Below are 16,428 nucleotides of genomic sequence, written 5' to 3' on the forward strand. Positions count from 1 at the left end.
GCCGCTTTGCCGGGGGCATGAAGCCATAATCTGTCGCTACCGGTTACCGGTCTGTCCCTTTCCCATTCATTCAAGAGATCGACAGATGGCCTATACCATTCAAGACCCGGCTGCCCTGACCGCACTGAACATCATGCGGGGCCTTGGCAAGGACTCCGATAAAATTCAGCAGCAGATCTCATCGGAACTGCGGATCCAGACTGCTGCGGACGATGCCACATACTGGTCCTACGCGCAGACCCTGCGTACAGACGGCAGCTCGCTGAAGACAATCGATGATGCGCTTGGCCTGGGTGCGGCCAAGGTCGATACGACTTATACGACCATGGACTCGCTGATCGACTTGGTCAGCAATATCAAGGCTACGCTCGTTTCCGCCGCCGACCCGGCGAATGACCGTGACAAGCTGAACACCACACTGCAGCAGTATCTGTCGCAGCTTCAGTCGGGCGTTACCGGCACCAGCTTTTCAGGCGAGAACTGGCTCTACAACAACAACTCGGTCATTCCCGATACCCGCTCGGTGATCGGCGGCTATATCCGTGGCGCCAACGGTCAGTTCTACCCGCAGAACATCAGCTTTCCGTCATCGAGTCTGGTCATGATCGATACGCGCGATGCGTCAAAGGGTCTGTTGACCAAGGACATCGATCCGGGCACCGGCAGCGGCAACCAGTATTTCCTTCTGAACGCGAACTCGACGAACCCCGCGACCGGCAGCCAGATATCGCTTTCTGACAGCACGACACCGCAGAATCTGGCGGACATGCAGGCTGTCGTTGAAAAGGTCCTCTCCGGTCTGAATACCACAGCGGCCGGTCTCGGCATCATGAAGAACCAGGTCGATGCCCGGTCGGACTATGTGAACAAGATGATGGACTCGCTCGACACCACGGTGGGTGCGCTTGTCGATACCGATATGGATGAGGCATCGACTCGTCAGACGGCAATCCAGGCACAGTTGAACATCGCGACCGAGGCGATGAACATTCTCAACAATTCCGCCGGCAACATCCTGATCCTGCTCGAATAGTAATCTGGCTCAGCTGGCGGGCAAGTGCCCGCCATTCATCCTCGCGCAAGTTTGACTTTCTAGGTTCAAGGCAAGGCTGCCTCAGTTCTGTGAAGCGGCGGTCAGAATTGGTTTGAACGGGGCGCAGGCATGCCGCAGCTTTTTGCAGATACCGGGTGTGGTCGATGAGCGCGATGCTATCCCGCTATCTCAAGGATTTCAGTGATATCAAGCCGGTCGCCCCGGCGCCCGAAGCCTCCGACTTTGCTGAAGAGGCGTTTGGGGGCTTCGCAGATTTCGCGGAAGAACCTGCAATCGATCTCGAAGCTGAACGCCGCTCTGCCTATGCCGAGGGCCACGCCGCGGCAACGTCTGGTCTCTCCAAGACCCATGCGGACCAGCTGCAGGCTGCCGAGCTTGGCTATCAGCGGCAGCTCGATGAGCTGAAAGAGAAGTATGAGCAGGAACTCGCAGTCCTTCTCGCTGCCAGATTGTCGGGCATCGCCTTCGAAGTGGCGGAACTTGTCAGCGCCGCCGCAGCCAAGGCGATCGCGCCCGTTGTGACGGAGGCTGTCGCGGAGCAGGCTGTCGCAGATCTTGCGGTGCTTCTGAAAGAGGCAATTCTCGATGGCGCGGCCGGCGTGGTGATCGTCAAGGGTCCCGCCAATCTTTTCGCATCGCTGGAGAAGGCGCTCGGAGAAAAGTCCGGCCTTCTGCGGCACATTGAGACGGATGACGTCGACCTCATTGTCGAGGTTGATGGCTCCGTTCTCGTCACACGTATTTCTGCCTGGTCTGCCAGCTTGAAGAAAGTTCTGGAATGAGTGAGAGCGAAAATCACCACCACGGCAAAAATGAAGTCATCATCATCAAGAAACATGGTGGTGGCGATCATGATGGCGCGCATGGCGGCGCCTGGAAGATCGCTTACGCCGACTTCATGACCGCCCTGATGGCGTTCTTCCTCGTCATGTGGCTGGTCAATGCTGCAAACGAGGAGACGAAAGCCTCCGTTGCGACCTATTTCAACCCGATCAAGCTTGCCGACGAAAAGCCCACCGAAAAGGGGTTGAAGAAGCCTGTCGATACGGCTGAGGGCGAGGAGACGAAGGACAAGTCGAAGCAGAAGGAAGAGCAGCAGACGCAGGGCGCCTCTGCCGCCAGCGGCGACGACCAGACCTCGACGTCAGGTGACCAGACGAACTATTCCGAAGCCGACTTCTTCGAAAATCCCTATTCCGTTCTGGCCGAAATCGCCCAGGAAGTCGGACAGCAGGCTAACGTCAGCGCCAAGGGCGAGGGCGGTGCGGCCGATTCCGGCCCTGCGACCGGCGCCGATGGTGGCGAGGCCTATCGCGATCCCTTCGATCCGGATTTCTGGACCAAGCAGGTCGAGGTGACGCGCGCCGACAATCCTGGCAAGACGCCGGCGACCAAGGACGCCAAGGAGCAGCCGGATGCTGCAGAGCTTGCTAAGCTCGAGGAGCAGAAGCCTGAAGACGAATCTGCCGATGCCAAGCCTGCTGATCAGACTCACGAGAAGGCGGCTGACAAGCACTCCGATCAAAAGCCGGCAGATACCGCAGCCGACAAGCAGCAGGATGCGCAAAAGCAGGCCGAAGAGCAGAAGCAGGCCGATGAGCTAAAGCAGGAAATTGCCAAGCAGATCAGCGGCGTAGGCGGCAAGCTCGCAGAAGGCCTGACGGTAACCCCGTCCGAAGGCGGATTGCTCGTCAGCCTCTCCGACCAGGGCAATGACTCGATGTTCAATGTCGGCTCGGCCGTTCCCCGCAAGGAAATGGTGCAGGTCATGGAAAAGCTGGGCGAGATCCTGAAGGCGCGCCAGGGTGCGGTTGTGATCCGTGGCCATACCGATGGCCGTCAGTATAAGGGCGCAGACAACGAAAACTGGCGCCTGTCGATGGATCGCGCTCAGGCCGCCTATTACATGCTCGTTCGTGGTGGCTTGGGCGAGCAGCGCGTCTCGCAGGTGTCCGGCTTTGCCGATCGTAAGCTCAAGCTTCCGGATGATCCGTTGAACGCCGCAAACCGCCGTATCGAAATCCTCGTTCAGGCGGACCAGGGATAAACCATGGCGCGCAGCAAGCCCCATCATCTTCTCTCCCTCATGCTCGGACTGGCGCTTGCAGCGCCGGCCGTAGCCGTTGCGGATGAGCAGGAGGATCTGGCGCCCTACAAGATGCTGCGCTCGCTGCAATTCGTGCAGGATTCCGTCGTTCTTGGCGATCACTCCGCTGCCGAAATGCAGCGCTTCATGCTGGGCACGATCGATCAGCGTCTGCGCTCGGTCGACGCGTCGGTCTATGACGATGATCGCAACGTTGATGCGGCGCTCGTCTACGCGATGAGCGGCGGCAATCCGGCGACGCTGGAATACCTGGTGTCCCGCGACGTCAACGGCTATTTCGACAATCGTGTTACCGACGTGTTGCGGAAATATCTGAGCGGCAAGGGACTGCTGGTTGCCAAGACGCTGGTCGAAACGGCCAACGAATACCGCGACAAGAAAATCGGTCCCTATCTGTCGCTGGTTGGCGGCAATGTCATGGTGGCGCGCAGCCCGCTCGAGGCATTGAAGCTCTACGATCAGGCGCGGCTGTCTGCACCCGGCACCATTGTCGAGGAGGCGGCCTTGCGCCGCTCGGTGGCGATCAGCGTCGAGGCCGGCTTGGTCGACAAGGGCATGGCCTATTCGCAGCGCTATGTTCGCCGCTTCCTGCATTCTCCCTATGCGAGCCAGTTTGCCGACCTGTTCGTCAAGCTGATCGTCGATCACGAGCATGACGTGAAGCCGGAGGACGTCGTCAGCATTCTCGGTTTCATGGATGATGCGCGTCAGCGCGAGGTTTATCTGCGTATCGCCCGTGCGGCCGGTATCGCCGGCAAGGTGGAACTCGCCAAGACCGCGGCCGAGCACGCACAGACTCTGTCTGGGGGCGACACCGATCCGCTTGGCGCCCTGGCAAGCTTCTACGGCAACATGGCGTCGGTCTCGACGCCGGATGTCGATTCGGCCGCCCAGCATATCGGCAAGGTCGCAGACGGCGATCTCTCGGATCGCGACAAGGCTCTGCGAGCTGCAGCCCGCTCGGTAGCCGAACAAGTATTGAAAGCGCCTGACCCTGCAAGCTTGACGCAAGCCAAGGATTCTACTTCTTCTAATGAAGAGAATACTTCAGAACAGGCAGCTGTTACTACGGACGCCGAATCGCAGTCGCCGACCGCCCCTTCGGAGGTGGTGGACGATGGCGCGGCGCAGGCACTCCCGGCAGACAGCAGCCAGGGTCAGCAGAATGCCGATCCTGCCTACAAATCCTTTATGGCTGCGAGCCGGTCCAAACTTGACGATATCGACAAGTTGTTGAGCCAAGAAAGCAATTGAGATGATGGATATCAGCGTTTCGGGGGGAGCGGCACCGGTTGAGGCGCCGTCAGCGAAATCCAATCGCCCGGTTGGGAAAGACGACGACGGCCGCAAGGGCGGCGGCTTTTCCGACGTGCTTTCGAAGGCCGGCGACAACGGGCAGAATCCGAATGATGCCAACGCTGCGTCGAATGCAGGTGGGCCCAGTGAGGCCGATGCTGCCGCACTTGCCCGCTCTCGGCCCCATGCCAAGCCTGTTATCGATCTCAGCGACGCGTCGCTGAAGGAGCAGGCGGCGGTGAAACCGGAAACGGTCGCGATGGGCAAGTCGCTGAAGGATCAGGTCAAGGACGCGATCGAACAGGCTAAGGACGCCATCAAGAAGGATGCGCCGGAGACGCTCGCCGACGACGCGCTGCCGCATGCGACGAAGAGCGCCAAGCCTGCAAAGGGCGACGAGACAAAGAAGGCGGATAAGGGTGACGGCGAGGACGCCGCAAGCGATGCGCTCGATCTCCTGCAGAAAGACGGCCCGCAGGTGCCCATCGTTATCGCTGCGGCCGCGCAGGGATCATCCGTGAAGACCAAGGATGACGGCGCCGTCGCCAAGGACAAGAAGGCCGATGCCATCGATGCTGGCGGCAAGGCCGCATCGCATGTCAGCGACGCGCTGGCTGCGGTGGGTGTTTCCAAGGCAGCCGACGATGCCGTTCCGGGTACCGAGGGTGCCGAGGCCTCTGATGGCAAGACATTCCGCCTGAGCCGCGCCGATGGCCGCGGGCAGTCGATGGATATCCACATCGGCACCGAAGATCATGGCGAGCAGGGCGTGAAGAGCAAGGGCGATGTCGAGAACGTCACCGTGCTTGAATCGCGCCGCTATATCGGGTTGGCGCAGAATTCCGCTTCCGTCACCGCGGCAATCAGCGGCGACAAGGAGTGGGCGCAGGCCATGCAGCCGGGTTCGGCGCTGTCAAATGCAGCCGAATGGACCAGCACGGGCAAGGTCGTCAACACGCTGAAAATCCAGATGACGCCGATTGACCTCGGCCTGGTAACGGCGACGATGCGCCTATCGGGCGATGCGTTGAATGTCGATCTCAAGGTCGAATCGGGTGCTGCTTACCGCCAACTCAAGGAGGATCACAGCAAGATCCTCGAGTCGCTGCGCAGCCAGGGCTATACGGTCGACAACGTGACGATCAGCATGGCGCCAGTCGAAAAGGCCGATACCGGCACTCAGGCAAACGCACAGAGCCAGTCGGGTCAGCAGTCCCTGCAGCACGGCCAGGGCGGCGAGGCGCGTGAGCGCCAGTCGCAGACAGCACAGCGAGGGAATGGAGGCTTCGATGGCGCAACTGAGACCGGTGTGGAAGACGTTGCTTCTGGCGCCGCTGGCAGCGGCAGCTCTGGCAGCGTTTACCTCTGAGGCGGCCGCCTATAACGGCGCCTGCGAGAAGGAAATCCAGTCGGCCGCGGCCAAGTACGGTATCCCCGAAGGCATTCTCTATTCGGTGGGTCTGACGGAGACGGGACGCAAGGGATCGTTGTATCCCTTCGCTCTCAATATCGAGGGCAAGGCGGTGTTTCCGCCTTCCGAAGAAGACGCCATGCGGCAGTATTATTCGGCCACCAAAGCGGGCGCCAAACTCATCGATATCGGCTGCATGCAGATCAACCATTACTTTCATGGTGAGAACTTCCGCTCCGCTGAAGAGATGTTCGACCCGCACACCAATGTCGAATACGCAGCGAAGTTCCTCCGCAACCTTCACGATCGTCATGAGACCTGGACGATGGCGGTAGCCAGATACCACGCCGGACCGAACAATGACCCCGCGCAGAAGCAGTATGTGTGCCGGGTCATCGCCAATCTGGTCGCCACCGGCTACGGCAAGTGGACTCCTAATGCGAGCAACTTCTGCCAGAATTGATGCAATCAAAAATAGCAAAAAGAGAACAAAGCGGAATCGTGTCAAAATGTGGCAGGAATCCGCCAGAATCTGGCCACGCAAGACCTAATTTACCGGTCGTTAACTTTTCCACGAAATTTTTGTGTGCATAACTGAGGTGGCCTACTACATGTAGAGCAAATCGGGACACAAAAGTTAATCAACTATTAATTCCCGCCATTAACTTCCAACACCTTGTTCCAGATTCACGCGATTCGTACCCATAGGTCATTGAAGTGCCACACTGATTCGGAGGCGGACGAATGATCGTCGTGGTTGATGAGCGAGAGCTCGTTAAAGATGGATATACATCTCTATTTGGCCGGGAAGGCATCCCTTCGACCGGTTTTGATCCAAGCGAATTTGGTGAGTGGGTACAGACGGCGGCGGATTCGGATATCCAGGCCGTCGAGGCGTTTCTGATTGGCCAGGGCCAGCAGACCTTCGAGTTGCCGCGGGCCATCCGCGACCGTTCGCAGGCGCCGGTGATTGCAGTCAGCGATCAGCCTTCGCTTGAAACGACGCTTGCACTTTTTGATTGTGGCGTCGATGACGTGGTGCGCAAGCCCGTCCATCCCCGTGAAATTCTCGCTAGGGCCGCGGCCATCCGCCGCCGCCTGAAAGCGATTGCAAGCCACACCGATATCGGCGGCATTCGCGTCTTCTCGGACGGCCGCGATCCCGAGATCCACGGTGAGGTCTTTGCGTTGCCGCGCCGCGAGCGCCGCATCCTCGAGTATTTGATCGCAAACCGCGGCCGCCGCGTTACGAAGACCCAGATCTTCAACGCCATCTACGGCATCTTCGACGAGGAAGTCGAAGAGAACGTCGTCGAAAGCCACATCTCGAAGCTGCGCAAGAAGCTGCGCAAGAAGCTCGGTGTCGATCCCGTCGATTCCAAGCGCTTCCTCGGTTACTGCATCGACTGGAACTGATTTCAGCGACGGGCCTCGCCGCGCGGCAGCGGTGCTTAAGATTTCCAAAGCACCGCCCGCACCAGACAGCTTCACGCAAGGCCCGCCAAATACTCTCCGGACTATCAAGGAAAACGAGGTTTTCAGATGAGCATTTTTGGCAGCATGAAGACGGCAGTGTCCGGCATGAACGCCCAGGCGAACCGCCTGAGCACCGTCGCCGACAACATCGCGAACGCAAACACCACGGGCTACAAGTCGGTATCGACGGCATTTTCGTCGCTCGTCCTGCCCTCCACGGCCGGCAACTACAATTCCGGTGGTGTTCAGACGTCCGTCCGCCAGTCCGTGACTGCCCAGGGTGACCTCTCCTACACGACTTCAGGCACCGACCTCGCCATTTCGGGCGACGGCTTCTTCATCGTCCAGAGCCCGGACGGAACCTCGGTTCTGACCCGCGCCGGCGATTTCACCAAGGACAAGAACGGCAACCTGGTCAACGCCGCCGGCTTCACGCTGATGGGCTACCCCTACACGGCCGGCCCGCCGGCAGTCGTCGTCAACGGCTTCGATGGTCTGGTTCCTGTTAACGTCAACCAGACAGGTCTGACCGCGATCGAATCCACGTTGGCAACGTTCTCGGGCAATCTGAATTCTGACATGCCCGTCGTTGCTGCAACCGATCTGCCAAGCGCCAACCAAGATCCGGGCGCTACGGCAGCCGGCGTGTCCAACACCTTCAAGACCTCGATGGTTGTGTTCGACAAGCTTGGCGGCAAGGTTCAATACGACTTCTACTTCACGAAGTCCGCCGCAGCGACGGCTGCCGACAATACGACGACTCCGCCGACATCGGCGACTTCTGGCACTTGGGACGTTGCCATTTATCGTAAGGATGGCGCAGCGGCATCGGGCACGAGTTCGTTCCCCTATTCGCCGATGCCCGATTCGCTGGTCGCTTCTGGCACGATGGCCTTCAACGCCACCGGCGGGCTGATCACCGACGCGGCGGATCCTGCTGCCGGTACGATCACCGGCAATCTCGCAATCGCCGATACAAAGAGCGATCTCAACATCGATCTCGATCTCTCGAAGTATACACAGAAGGCTTCGGCCAGCAGCGGCACCGGTTCGCCGAATGGCCAGGCCGCCAGCGAAGTGACCGGTGTCACCATCGACAAGGACGGTACGGTCTACGCGAACTACAAGGAAGGCGACCCGAAGCCGGTTTTCCGTATTCCTCTTGCAACCGTTGCAAGCCCGGACGAGCTGACGCTGCTTAGCGGCAACGTCTATCAGGCGAACGGCCGCTCCGGCGTCACCGTCACCGGCTTCCCGCAGACCAACGGTCTCGGCACCCTCCAGGCCGGCGCGCTCGAAGGCTCGAACGTCGACCTCGCAGGCGAGCTGACCGAAATGATTGAGTCGCAGCGCAGCTATACGGCCAATTCCAAGGTCTTCCAGACGGGTTCGGACATCATGGACGTCCTCGTCAACCTCAAGCGATAAAATCAGGGTAACCGGTAAGCCATGTCGCTCACGTCAGCACTTAATACGGCACAAAGCATCTTCAACAACACGGGCACGCAGAGCGCGACCGTGTCGGGGAACATCGCCAATGCCGGCAACAAGGACTATGTGCGCCGGCAGGCGATGATCACCACGTCGTTGAACGGCGCATCGGTGGTCAAGATTGATCGGGCGCAGGAGGATGCTCTCCTAAAGCAGTACCTCGCCAGCAATTCGCAGGACAGCGCCCAGCAGACTCTGCTAAATGGCTTGGAGGATGTGAAAAGCGTCCTCGGCGGCAACGACTACGAGACCTCTCCGTCCGAATATCTCAGCGCCTTCCAGAAGAAGCTGGCCGCATTTCAGACGTCGCCGAACAATGTCGTCGCCGCGCAGGGTGCGATCAATTCGGCGCAGGATCTCGCCAACTCGCTGAATAACGCAACGGCTTCCGTCCAGAACACCCGGGCCGCTGCCGACAAGTCGATTGCGACCCAGGTCGACACGCTGAACTCGTTGCTATCGCAGTTCGAGACGGCCAATAACGCCGTCAAGAACGCGGTCAACACCAATTCCGATCCGTCGGATGCGCTCGATCAGCGCGACAAGCTGCTGAAGCAGATCTCCAGCATCGTCAGCGTCAAGCCGGTATCGCGCAATGGCAGCGATATGGCGCTCTACACCTCCGATGGTGTGGTCCTTTTCGATACCATTCCTCGCGAGGTAAAATTCACGGCGACCCCGACCTATCAGGCGAGCGACAAGGGCAACGGCGTCTATATTGACGGCGTGGCGCTGGCTATGGGGCAGGGCGGCACGACTTCCGGCCAGGGAAGCCTCCAGGCGCTGCTTCAAATCCGTGACGATGTCGCGCCGAAATTCCAGAGTCAGCTTGACGAGATCGCCAAGGGACTCGTCAACATGTTCGCCGAAACGAAGACCGACGGCAGCTCGACGACGCCAGGACTATTCGTCTGGACGCAGTCTCCAAGCGGTGCTGCGGGCGGAATGCCGACCGTCGATCCGGTCACGGGACAGTACGCTATCATCAATGGGATGGCGGGATCGATCAAGGTGAACTCGGCAGTCATCACCTCTCAGGGTGGCGATCCGATGAAGCTGCGCGACGGTTCGATCAACGATCCGGACCCGATGCCGGCTATTCCTCCTTACGTCCCCTACAGCACCAATCTTTCGGGCAACGGCGGTTACACGGATCAGCTCGACAAGTACTACAACGCCATGGGCGCCAAGATAGATTTCGATCCCGGCACTGGTGTCTCCGGCTTCAACACGGGCTCGGGTCTAGATTCTAACGTCAGCATTATGGATTTCGCCGCCAACTCCATCGGTTGGCTCGAGCAGTACCGCAGCAGTGCCAGCGATGCGTCCGAAAACACTTCTGCTGCCCTGGCGCGCTCCGATCAGGCCTATTCCAACGAGACGGGCGTCAACCTCGACGAAGAGCTGACTCTGATGCTCGACATCGAGCAGTCCTACAAGGCGGCAACGAAGATTTTGAATGCCGTCGACGAAATGCTGAAGTCATTGCTGGATATTGCGAGTTAAAAAATGAAAAGCTCTTTTATTTCTAGTTCAGCCATTCAAAACGCCATGCGGCTGACGATCCGTCAGTCGCAGAACCAGATGGTGCAGTCGGCGGTTGAGGCCAGCACGAAGATGTACGCCGATGTCGGTGTTGCGCTCGGCGTGAATACGGCCAAGAGCGTCGATTTCAACCGCGAGATCGACCGCATCAAGTCGATCAAGGATAGCAATTCGGTCGTCAACCTTCGTCTGGAGATGTCGCAGAACGGTCTCGACGCGATGAACGGCGCCGCCGATGACCTTGTTGCCAAACTGACGGCCCTGAAGGGAAGCCAGAGCGCCGACACGATCACCGTCACGCTGCAGCAGGCATCCAGCGCGTTCTCGCAGCTGATGGATACCGGCAACTCGCTGACGAACGGCGAATATTTGTTCTCGGGCATCAACACCGATGTCGCGCCGCTGACCGACCAGAGTGCTGCGGCAATGTCGGCGATGCAAACCAATCTGAAGGCCTATGCCAGCGCGCTGACCGATCCGGTAACCGGCAATCCCAAGACCGTTGCCGACCTCGATGCCACGGACATGAAGAACTTCACCACCATGTTCGTCGAGCCGATGTTCATGCAGGATACTTTGCCTACAGGATATCCCGTCGGTGCTCCGGCTCCGACAGGTGGCCTGACCTACGACACGACGCCACCGGCTTGGGGCAACTGGTCGTCGGCATCCAACCAGAACATGACGAGCCGCATCAGCAACTCGGAAGTCGTCACGTCTTCGACCAATGCCAATTCGGACGGTATGCGCTATTTCGCCATGGCGACGGTCATGACCAAGGCGCTGACCAATCAGGGATTGGGTACGGCAGGCATGTCGGGTCTCTCCGACGCCGCCATCGACTACGCCGGCCGCGCGACCACCGGTATCACCGGCCAGCAGAGCCAGCTCGGCCTGTCGCAGGAGCGCGTGACCAAGTCGAACGCCGCACTCGACGCACAGTCCAGCATTCTGCAGGGCAAGCTTATCGATCTGACAGGCGTCGACCCGGTTGAAGCCACCACGATCGTCAAGAACATGGAGACGCAGCTTCAGACCTCTTACACGATCATCTCGAAGATCCAGCAGTTGAGCCTTGTAAATTACCTTTGATGATCAAAGGCGCGCATTACAAAGAAGGATGCATGAATGTATCAGTTCTCTTATGCCGAGGTCATGCAAGACTCGGTGACCGATGCGAAAGAGAGAGAGCGGCAAGTTCTCGATCGGTCTATCGAAATGCTTGCTGCGGCGCGCGAGAAAACAAAATACGGCCGGGAAGCCATTGAGGCTCTGTTTTATACCCGCCGCGTTTGGGTGAGCTTTATCGAGGACCTGAAGCACCCCGACAATCAGCTTGAAGTCGAACTGCGTGCCAACCTCATCTCCATCGCGATCTGGATTCTAAAGGAATGCGACAGGATCAGACGGCGTCAGTCCGATAACTACCAGGGCATTATCGACATTACCATCATCATCAGGGATGGACTTAAATGAAAAGTACACTTCGCATTTCGCTTAAAGCCGGAGAGAGAATCTTCATCAACGGCGCGGTCTTGCGCGTTGACCGCAAGGTCGCGCTGGAATTCCTGAATGATGTGACATTCCTTCTCGAAAACCACGTCCTGCAGCCTGAAGACGCGACGACGCCTCTGCGCCAGCTCTACTTCATTGCCCAGATGATTCTGATCAATCCTGAGGGCAAAGAGCAGTCGACGGTGATGTTCCGCAAGTCGATCACCATGTTGCTGAGCTGCTTCCGCAATGAAGAGATCCTTGCTGAGCTGAAGCGCATCGACGGTCTGGTCTCGACAGGCCGCGCGTTCGACGCTCTGAAGGCCATCCGCTCGATGTACACGCTTGAGGACAGCATCCTCAACAACCAGGAAATGGCGCCGGCGATGGTCGAACAGATTCGCAAGGAGATTGCACCATGGCGGTAGACGCACTCTCGGGCGTAGGCTCTTCCGCGTCGGGCAACACGTCTTCCGCGCAGCAGAAGGCGACGTTGAACTACGACAACTTTCTGCAGTTGCTCATCGCGCAGATGAAGAACCAGGATCCGACGGATCCCGTCGATGCGAGCCAGCAGATGGCGCAGCTTGCCAGCTTCTCGCAGGTCGAGCAGACGATCCAGACGAACACCAAGCTTGACACGTTGCTATCCAGCTCCAGCCTCACCCAGGCCGGCAGCTATATTGGCAAATACATGGAAAGCGCCGACGGCAGCGTCAAAGGTGTCGTATCGTCGGTCAAGGTTTATTCCGACGGCATCATTGCAACGACGAAGGATGGCGGTAAGATTCTGGTACAAACCGGTGTCACCATCTCTGATTCGGCACCAACGACGCCGAGCACTGATACCGGCAGCTCCACCTAGTCGAGCTCGCTTGAACAATGAAGACCTACAGTCCGGTTTGTGTCGGGCTGTTTCTCCAAGGCGATATGAGGTTGCCTGATGAATGAAGCTGACGCACTCGATCTGTTCCAGGCAGCCATCTGGACCGTGCTGGTTGCGGCTGGCCCGGCAGTTGCCGCTGCCATGGTCGTCGGTCTCGTCATCGCTCTTTTTCAGGCACTCACGCAGATCCAGGAAGCGACACTGACCTTCGTCCCGAAGATTGTCGCCGTCCTGATTACCGTCGGCATCTCCGCGCCCTTCGTCGGCGCGCAGATTTCGATCTTTACCGACATGGTATTTTCGCGCATCCAGTCCGGCTTCTGAGCCACCCTCGCGCAAGCTTCGCCATTTAACTGTCGATCCGAATAGGGCGGGTCCCGGTATCCGCCTCCTCTCATGAAGAGACGGAACCAGTTATGGCGCAACCACCTGCACTACCCCTTCCGAAAGTCGCACCGAGTTTGCGCGATGTCGGTTTTGCCTTCGGCATCATCGTCATCATCTGCATACTCTTCCTGCCGATACCGCCATTTCTGATCGACCTCGGCCTGGCATTCTCGATCGCCTTCTCGGTGCTGATCCTCATGGTCGCGCTTTGGATCAAGAAGCCGCTGGAATTCTCGTCCTTCCCGACCATCCTGCTGATCGCGACGATGACGCGACTGGCGCTGAACATCGCGACGACGCGCGTCATTCTCTCGCACGGCAACGAAGGCCACGATGCAGCCGGTGGCGTCATCGCTGGCTTTGCCAGCCTCGTCATGTCCGGCGACTTCGTCATCGGTCTGATCGTCTTCCTGATTCTGATCACCATCAACTTCATCGTCATCACCAAAGGCGCGACGCGTATCGCGGAAGTCGGCGCGCGTTTCACCTTGGACGCCATCCCCGGCAAGCAGATGTCGATCGATGCCGATCTTTCGGCCGGCATCATCGACGAGCGCGAAGCGCAGCGTCGCCGTAAGGAGCTGGAAGAGGAGAGCTCTTTCTTCGGCGCGATGGACGGTGCGTCGAAATTCGTACGCGGTGACGCGGTCGCTGGTCTTCTGATCACCGGCATCAACGTCTTCGGCGGCATCATCATCGGCTATTTCCGCCACGGCATGCCGATCGGCGAAGCAGCCGATGTCTTCGTGAAGCTGTCGGTCGGCGACGGTCTGGTCTCGCAGATGCCGGCGCTTATCGTCTCGCTGGCCGCCGGCCTTCTGGTCTCCCGCGGCGGCAATGTCGGCTCCACCGACGAAGCGGTTATCGGTCAGCTGTCCGGATATCCCCGCGCTCTCTCAGTCTCGGCGGCACTGATGTTCATTCTGGCCCTGATGCCCGGTCTGCCGACTATGCCCTTCACGCTGCTCGGCGGCCTGATGGCCTTCGGCGCCTGGTTCATCCCGCGCCAGATCGAGGCGGAGAACAAGGTTCGCCGCGACCAAGAAGAAAAGAAGGTCGTCGCCAACAAGGAACTGGAGAAGGACTCGGTCAAGTCGGTCCTTCGCACCTCCGAGATCGAGCTCGCGCTCGGCAAGATGGTCTCGACCCGTCTACTCGGTGCCCACCAGGAACTGGCTTTCCGCGTCGGCAAGATGCGCAAGAAGTTCGCGACGCAATACGGTTTCGTCGTCCCCGAAATCAAGGTCACCGACGACATCGCCATCGCCGAGAAGTCTTATCAGATCCGCATTCACGGAACGACGATCGCCGCCAACCAGCTGCGTGTGGGCGAAGTTCTTGTTGTCACCGGCTCTGGCCGCAAGCCGCGCATCCCAGGCGATGAAATCCGCGAACCCGCTTTCGGCATGCCGGCTGTTTCCGTTCTCGAGGCCTTTACCGAGGATTTGAAGCGCGAGGGCTTCCAGCCGATCGACAACGTCTCCGTCGTCTTGACGCATATGAGCGAAGTCATTCGCAACAACCTGCCGCAGCTTCTGTCCTACAAGGACGTCAAGGTGCTGATCGACCGGCTCGACCCGGAATACAAGAAGCTGGCGGACGAAATCTGCACCTCGCACATGTCCTATTCGGGTCTGCAGGCGGTCCTCAAGCTGCTGCTTGCCGAGCGCGTCTCGATCCGCAACCTGCACCTCATTCTCGAAGCCGTCGCCGAACTGGCGCCGCATGTCCGCAAGACCGAACAGATCGTCGAACACGTCCGCATCCGCATGGCGCAGCAGATCTGCGGCGACCTTGCCGACAACGGCGTGCTGCGCGTGCTGCGGCTCGGCAGCAAGTGGGATCTGGCCTTCCACCAGGCTCTGAAACGCGACAACAAGGGCGAAGTCGTCGAGTTCGACATCGATCCGCGCGCGCTTGAAGAGTTCAGCGAGCAGGCGACGAAGGTTATCCGTGAATTCATGGACCGCGGTCTGCCTTTCTGCCTTGTCACATCGCCGGAAACGCGCTCCTATGTGCGCATGATCATCGAACGTCTGTTCGCGACGCTTCCGGTTCTGTCCCACGTCGAGTTGGCGAAGGGCATCGAGATAAAGATTTTGGGCTCGGTTTCATGATAACAGACCCGCAGGGCACCATCCTTGCGCTCTTTCTGATTTTTTGCCGGATGGGTGGCTGCGTCCTGGCAATGCCGGGTTTTTCCTCGGCGCGCGTGCCTGAAATCCTGCGGGTCTTTGTTGCTGCCGGTCTGTCGCTTGCCGTTCTGCCGCTGCTCTGGGATACGGTTTATCCTGCCGTCAGCGGTACCAGCGCCAGCTATATCGGGTTGATTTTCAGCGAATCGCTGATCGGCGTCATGTACGGTCTCTTGGCGCGGCTCTATACGATGGGCTTCCAGTTTGCCGCCACCATCATTGCCATGATGGTCGGCTATACCTCGCCGGGCGGCCAGGATGTCGTGGAAGATACGCCGGAAACCAGCCTGTCCGGCTTTATCACTTTCGCCGGCATCATGATCTTGTTCCTGATGGACTTTCACCACATCGTCTTCAAGGCCCTGATCGATTCCTACACGACAATGCCTTTCGGCGGCTTGACCGATGTGCGCGCCAACCTCATCTCGCTGACGGACACGCTGGTCTCGACGACCTCCATCATGCTCAGGCTTTCCAGCCCGTTTCTGCTCTACAGCATGATGTTCAACGTCTCGATCGGCTTCATCAACAAGCTGGCGCCGCAGATCCCCGTTTACTTCATCTCGACGCCATATCTGATACTTGGCGGGTTGTTCCTGTTCTATTTCTCCGTGGCCGCGCTGATCAGTCAGTTCGCGGAATCCTTCCCGTCCGTCTTCATAGGCATTTAGCGAAATGGCGGAAAAATCCCGTTCGCAGAAACTCAAGCGCCTCGTGGCCGTTCAGCGCCACCTCGAGCAGATGGCCGAATACGACCTTGCCGAAACCACACGGCAGCGCGCCGAAGTGAACGAATCGATGGATACGGTCATCACAGCACTTGGCTCGGTCGATCCGATCCACCGGGTATTCTCGCAGAATTACGCCGACCGTTTCGAGCGCCTCAGCACCAAGGACAAGCAGCTGACGGGTATCCAGCAGCTCCATGAGATGCGTCTGCAGCATGAGCGGGCTAAGGGAGACCGGCTGGAGGAGGGCATGAAAGAGGCCCAGGAATCCGAACGCCGCGAGGCGGATGACAATGCCGTCTACGATATCATCGATCAGAAGTTTGCAACGCCAGCCTCCAGCAAGCTTCAAAAATAA

Annotated in this window: 17 protein-coding genes; all 17 read left to right on the forward strand. The window is 58.9% G+C overall.

Annotation, left to right across the window (positions count from 1 at the left end):
• The first annotated feature begins 85 nt into the window (after nt 1-85).
• The 17 genes from AB4Z25_RS08730 to AB4Z25_RS08810 all read left to right on the forward strand — a co-directional run bounded on the left by AB4Z25_RS08730 (nt 86) and on the right by AB4Z25_RS08810 (nt 16,428).
• Nucleotides 86-1,033, forward strand: coding sequence for a flagellin N-terminal helical domain-containing protein (locus tag AB4Z25_RS08730; protein WP_112538203.1), 948 nt, complete (start codon nt 86-88; stop codon nt 1,031-1,033).
• Between the two features lie 164 nt (nt 1,034-1,197).
• Nucleotides 1,198-1,836 carry a hypothetical protein gene (locus AB4Z25_RS08735; RefSeq protein ID WP_442207936.1) on the forward strand — a complete coding sequence of 213 codons (639 nt, stop codon included), beginning with the start codon at nt 1,198-1,200 and terminating at the stop codon, nt 1,834-1,836.
• Nucleotides 1,833-3,101 (forward strand): MotB family protein, encoded by a 1,269-nt coding sequence (locus AB4Z25_RS08740; protein ID WP_112538201.1) that lies wholly within the window; start codon nt 1,833-1,835, stop codon nt 3,099-3,101. Before AB4Z25_RS08735 ends, AB4Z25_RS08740 begins: the two co-directional genes overlap by 4 nt.
• A gap of 3 nt (nt 3,102-3,104) precedes the next feature.
• On the forward strand, nt 3,105-4,415 hold the full coding sequence (gene motC, locus AB4Z25_RS08745) for a chemotaxis protein MotC (protein WP_112538200.1): 1,311 nt from the start codon (nt 3,105-3,107) through the stop codon (nt 4,413-4,415).
• Between the two features lies 1 nt (nt 4,416).
• Nucleotides 4,417-5,826, forward strand: coding sequence for a flagellar hook-length control protein FliK (fliK, locus tag AB4Z25_RS08750; protein WP_112538199.1), 1,410 nt, complete (start codon nt 4,417-4,419; stop codon nt 5,824-5,826).
• Nucleotides 5,747-6,331, forward strand: a complete 585-nt coding sequence (locus AB4Z25_RS08755; protein ID WP_112513952.1) for a transglycosylase SLT domain-containing protein — start codon at nt 5,747-5,749, stop codon at nt 6,329-6,331. The genes fliK and AB4Z25_RS08755 overlap by 80 nt, the downstream gene beginning before the upstream one ends.
• A gap of 281 nt (nt 6,332-6,612) precedes the next feature.
• Nucleotides 6,613-7,284 (forward strand): transcriptional activator Rem, encoded by a 672-nt coding sequence (gene rem, locus AB4Z25_RS08760; protein ID WP_112387615.1) that lies wholly within the window; start codon nt 6,613-6,615, stop codon nt 7,282-7,284.
• Between the two features lie 126 nt (nt 7,285-7,410).
• Nucleotides 7,411-8,772: a flagellar hook protein FlgE gene (locus tag AB4Z25_RS08765; RefSeq protein ID WP_112387616.1), complete on the forward strand. Its 1,362-nt coding sequence runs from the start codon at nt 7,411-7,413 to the stop codon at nt 8,770-8,772.
• Between the two features lie 21 nt (nt 8,773-8,793).
• Nucleotides 8,794-10,341: a flagellar hook-associated protein FlgK gene (gene flgK, locus AB4Z25_RS08770; protein ID WP_112538198.1), complete on the forward strand. Its 1,548-nt coding sequence runs from the start codon at nt 8,794-8,796 to the stop codon at nt 10,339-10,341.
• A 3-nt stretch (nt 10,342-10,344) separates the two neighbouring features.
• Entirely contained in the window at nt 10,345-11,472 is a 1,128-nt protein-coding gene (locus tag AB4Z25_RS08775; RefSeq protein ID WP_112538197.1) for a flagellar hook-associated family protein, read from the forward strand.
• 36 nt (nt 11,473-11,508) lie between these two features.
• Nucleotides 11,509-11,856: a flagellar biosynthesis regulator FlaF gene (gene flaF, locus AB4Z25_RS08780; protein ID WP_112387619.1), complete on the forward strand. Its 348-nt coding sequence runs from the start codon at nt 11,509-11,511 to the stop codon at nt 11,854-11,856.
• Nucleotides 11,853-12,302: a flagellar biosynthesis repressor FlbT gene (gene flbT, locus AB4Z25_RS08785; RefSeq protein WP_112387620.1), complete on the forward strand. Its 450-nt coding sequence runs from the start codon at nt 11,853-11,855 to the stop codon at nt 12,300-12,302. Before flaF ends, flbT begins: the two co-directional genes overlap by 4 nt.
• Nucleotides 12,293-12,739 (forward strand): flagellar hook assembly protein FlgD, encoded by a 447-nt coding sequence (flgD, locus tag AB4Z25_RS08790; protein ID WP_112387621.1) that lies wholly within the window; start codon nt 12,293-12,295, stop codon nt 12,737-12,739. The genes flbT and flgD overlap by 10 nt, the downstream gene beginning before the upstream one ends.
• 78 nt (nt 12,740-12,817) lie before the next feature.
• Nucleotides 12,818-13,084: a flagellar biosynthesis protein FliQ gene (fliQ, locus tag AB4Z25_RS08795; protein WP_112387622.1), complete on the forward strand. Its 267-nt coding sequence runs from the start codon at nt 12,818-12,820 to the stop codon at nt 13,082-13,084.
• A 92-nt stretch (nt 13,085-13,176) separates the two neighbouring features.
• The gene (gene flhA, locus AB4Z25_RS08800; protein WP_112387623.1) at nt 13,177-15,264 is read left to right on the forward strand and encodes a flagellar biosynthesis protein FlhA; all 2,088 of its coding nucleotides are present in this window, start codon (nt 13,177-13,179) and stop codon (nt 15,262-15,264) included.
• On the forward strand, nt 15,261-16,013 hold the full coding sequence (locus AB4Z25_RS08805; protein ID WP_112538196.1) for a flagellar biosynthetic protein FliR: 753 nt from the start codon (nt 15,261-15,263) through the stop codon (nt 16,011-16,013). Before flhA ends, AB4Z25_RS08805 begins: the two co-directional genes overlap by 4 nt.
• A 4-nt stretch (nt 16,014-16,017) precedes the next feature.
• Nucleotides 16,018-16,428: a hypothetical protein gene (locus tag AB4Z25_RS08810; RefSeq protein ID WP_112387625.1), complete on the forward strand. Its 411-nt coding sequence runs from the start codon at nt 16,018-16,020 to the stop codon at nt 16,426-16,428.

Origin of the sequence: Rhizobium sp. RAF36, assembly GCF_052114105.1 — a bacterium.
In the GTDB taxonomy this organism is placed as follows: Bacteria; Pseudomonadota; Alphaproteobacteria; order Rhizobiales; family Rhizobiaceae; genus Rhizobium.

Excerpts from the sequence above, each read along its gene's own strand:
- AB4Z25_RS08730 (WP_112538203.1), top strand. The coding sequence starts at position 86 with ATGGCCTATACCATTCAAGACCCGGCTGCCCTGACCGCACTGAACATC.
- AB4Z25_RS08735 (WP_442207936.1), top strand. The coding sequence starts at position 1,198 with ATGAGCGCGATGCTATCCCGCTATCTCAAGGATTTCAGTGATATCAAG.
- AB4Z25_RS08740 (WP_112538201.1), top strand. The coding sequence starts at position 1,833 with ATGAGTGAGAGCGAAAATCACCACCACGGCAAAAATGAAGTCATCATC.
- motC (WP_112538200.1), top strand. The coding sequence starts at position 3,105 with ATGGCGCGCAGCAAGCCCCATCATCTTCTCTCCCTCATGCTCGGACTG.
- fliK (WP_112538199.1), top strand. The coding sequence starts at position 4,417 with ATGATGGATATCAGCGTTTCGGGGGGAGCGGCACCGGTTGAGGCGCCG.
- AB4Z25_RS08755 (WP_112513952.1), top strand. The coding sequence starts at position 5,747 with ATGGCGCAACTGAGACCGGTGTGGAAGACGTTGCTTCTGGCGCCGCTG.
- rem (WP_112387615.1), top strand. The coding sequence starts at position 6,613 with ATGATCGTCGTGGTTGATGAGCGAGAGCTCGTTAAAGATGGATATACA.
- AB4Z25_RS08765 (WP_112387616.1), top strand. The coding sequence starts at position 7,411 with ATGAGCATTTTTGGCAGCATGAAGACGGCAGTGTCCGGCATGAACGCC.
- flgK (WP_112538198.1), top strand. The coding sequence starts at position 8,794 with ATGTCGCTCACGTCAGCACTTAATACGGCACAAAGCATCTTCAACAAC.
- AB4Z25_RS08775 (WP_112538197.1), top strand. The coding sequence starts at position 10,345 with ATGAAAAGCTCTTTTATTTCTAGTTCAGCCATTCAAAACGCCATGCGG.
- flaF (WP_112387619.1), top strand. The coding sequence starts at position 11,509 with ATGTATCAGTTCTCTTATGCCGAGGTCATGCAAGACTCGGTGACCGAT.
- flbT (WP_112387620.1), top strand. The coding sequence starts at position 11,853 with ATGAAAAGTACACTTCGCATTTCGCTTAAAGCCGGAGAGAGAATCTTC.
- flgD (WP_112387621.1), top strand. The coding sequence starts at position 12,293 with ATGGCGGTAGACGCACTCTCGGGCGTAGGCTCTTCCGCGTCGGGCAAC.
- fliQ (WP_112387622.1), top strand. The coding sequence starts at position 12,818 with ATGAATGAAGCTGACGCACTCGATCTGTTCCAGGCAGCCATCTGGACC.
- flhA (WP_112387623.1), top strand. The coding sequence starts at position 13,177 with ATGGCGCAACCACCTGCACTACCCCTTCCGAAAGTCGCACCGAGTTTG.
- AB4Z25_RS08805 (WP_112538196.1), top strand. The coding sequence starts at position 15,261 with ATGATAACAGACCCGCAGGGCACCATCCTTGCGCTCTTTCTGATTTTT.
- AB4Z25_RS08810 (WP_112387625.1), top strand. The coding sequence starts at position 16,018 with ATGGCGGAAAAATCCCGTTCGCAGAAACTCAAGCGCCTCGTGGCCGTT.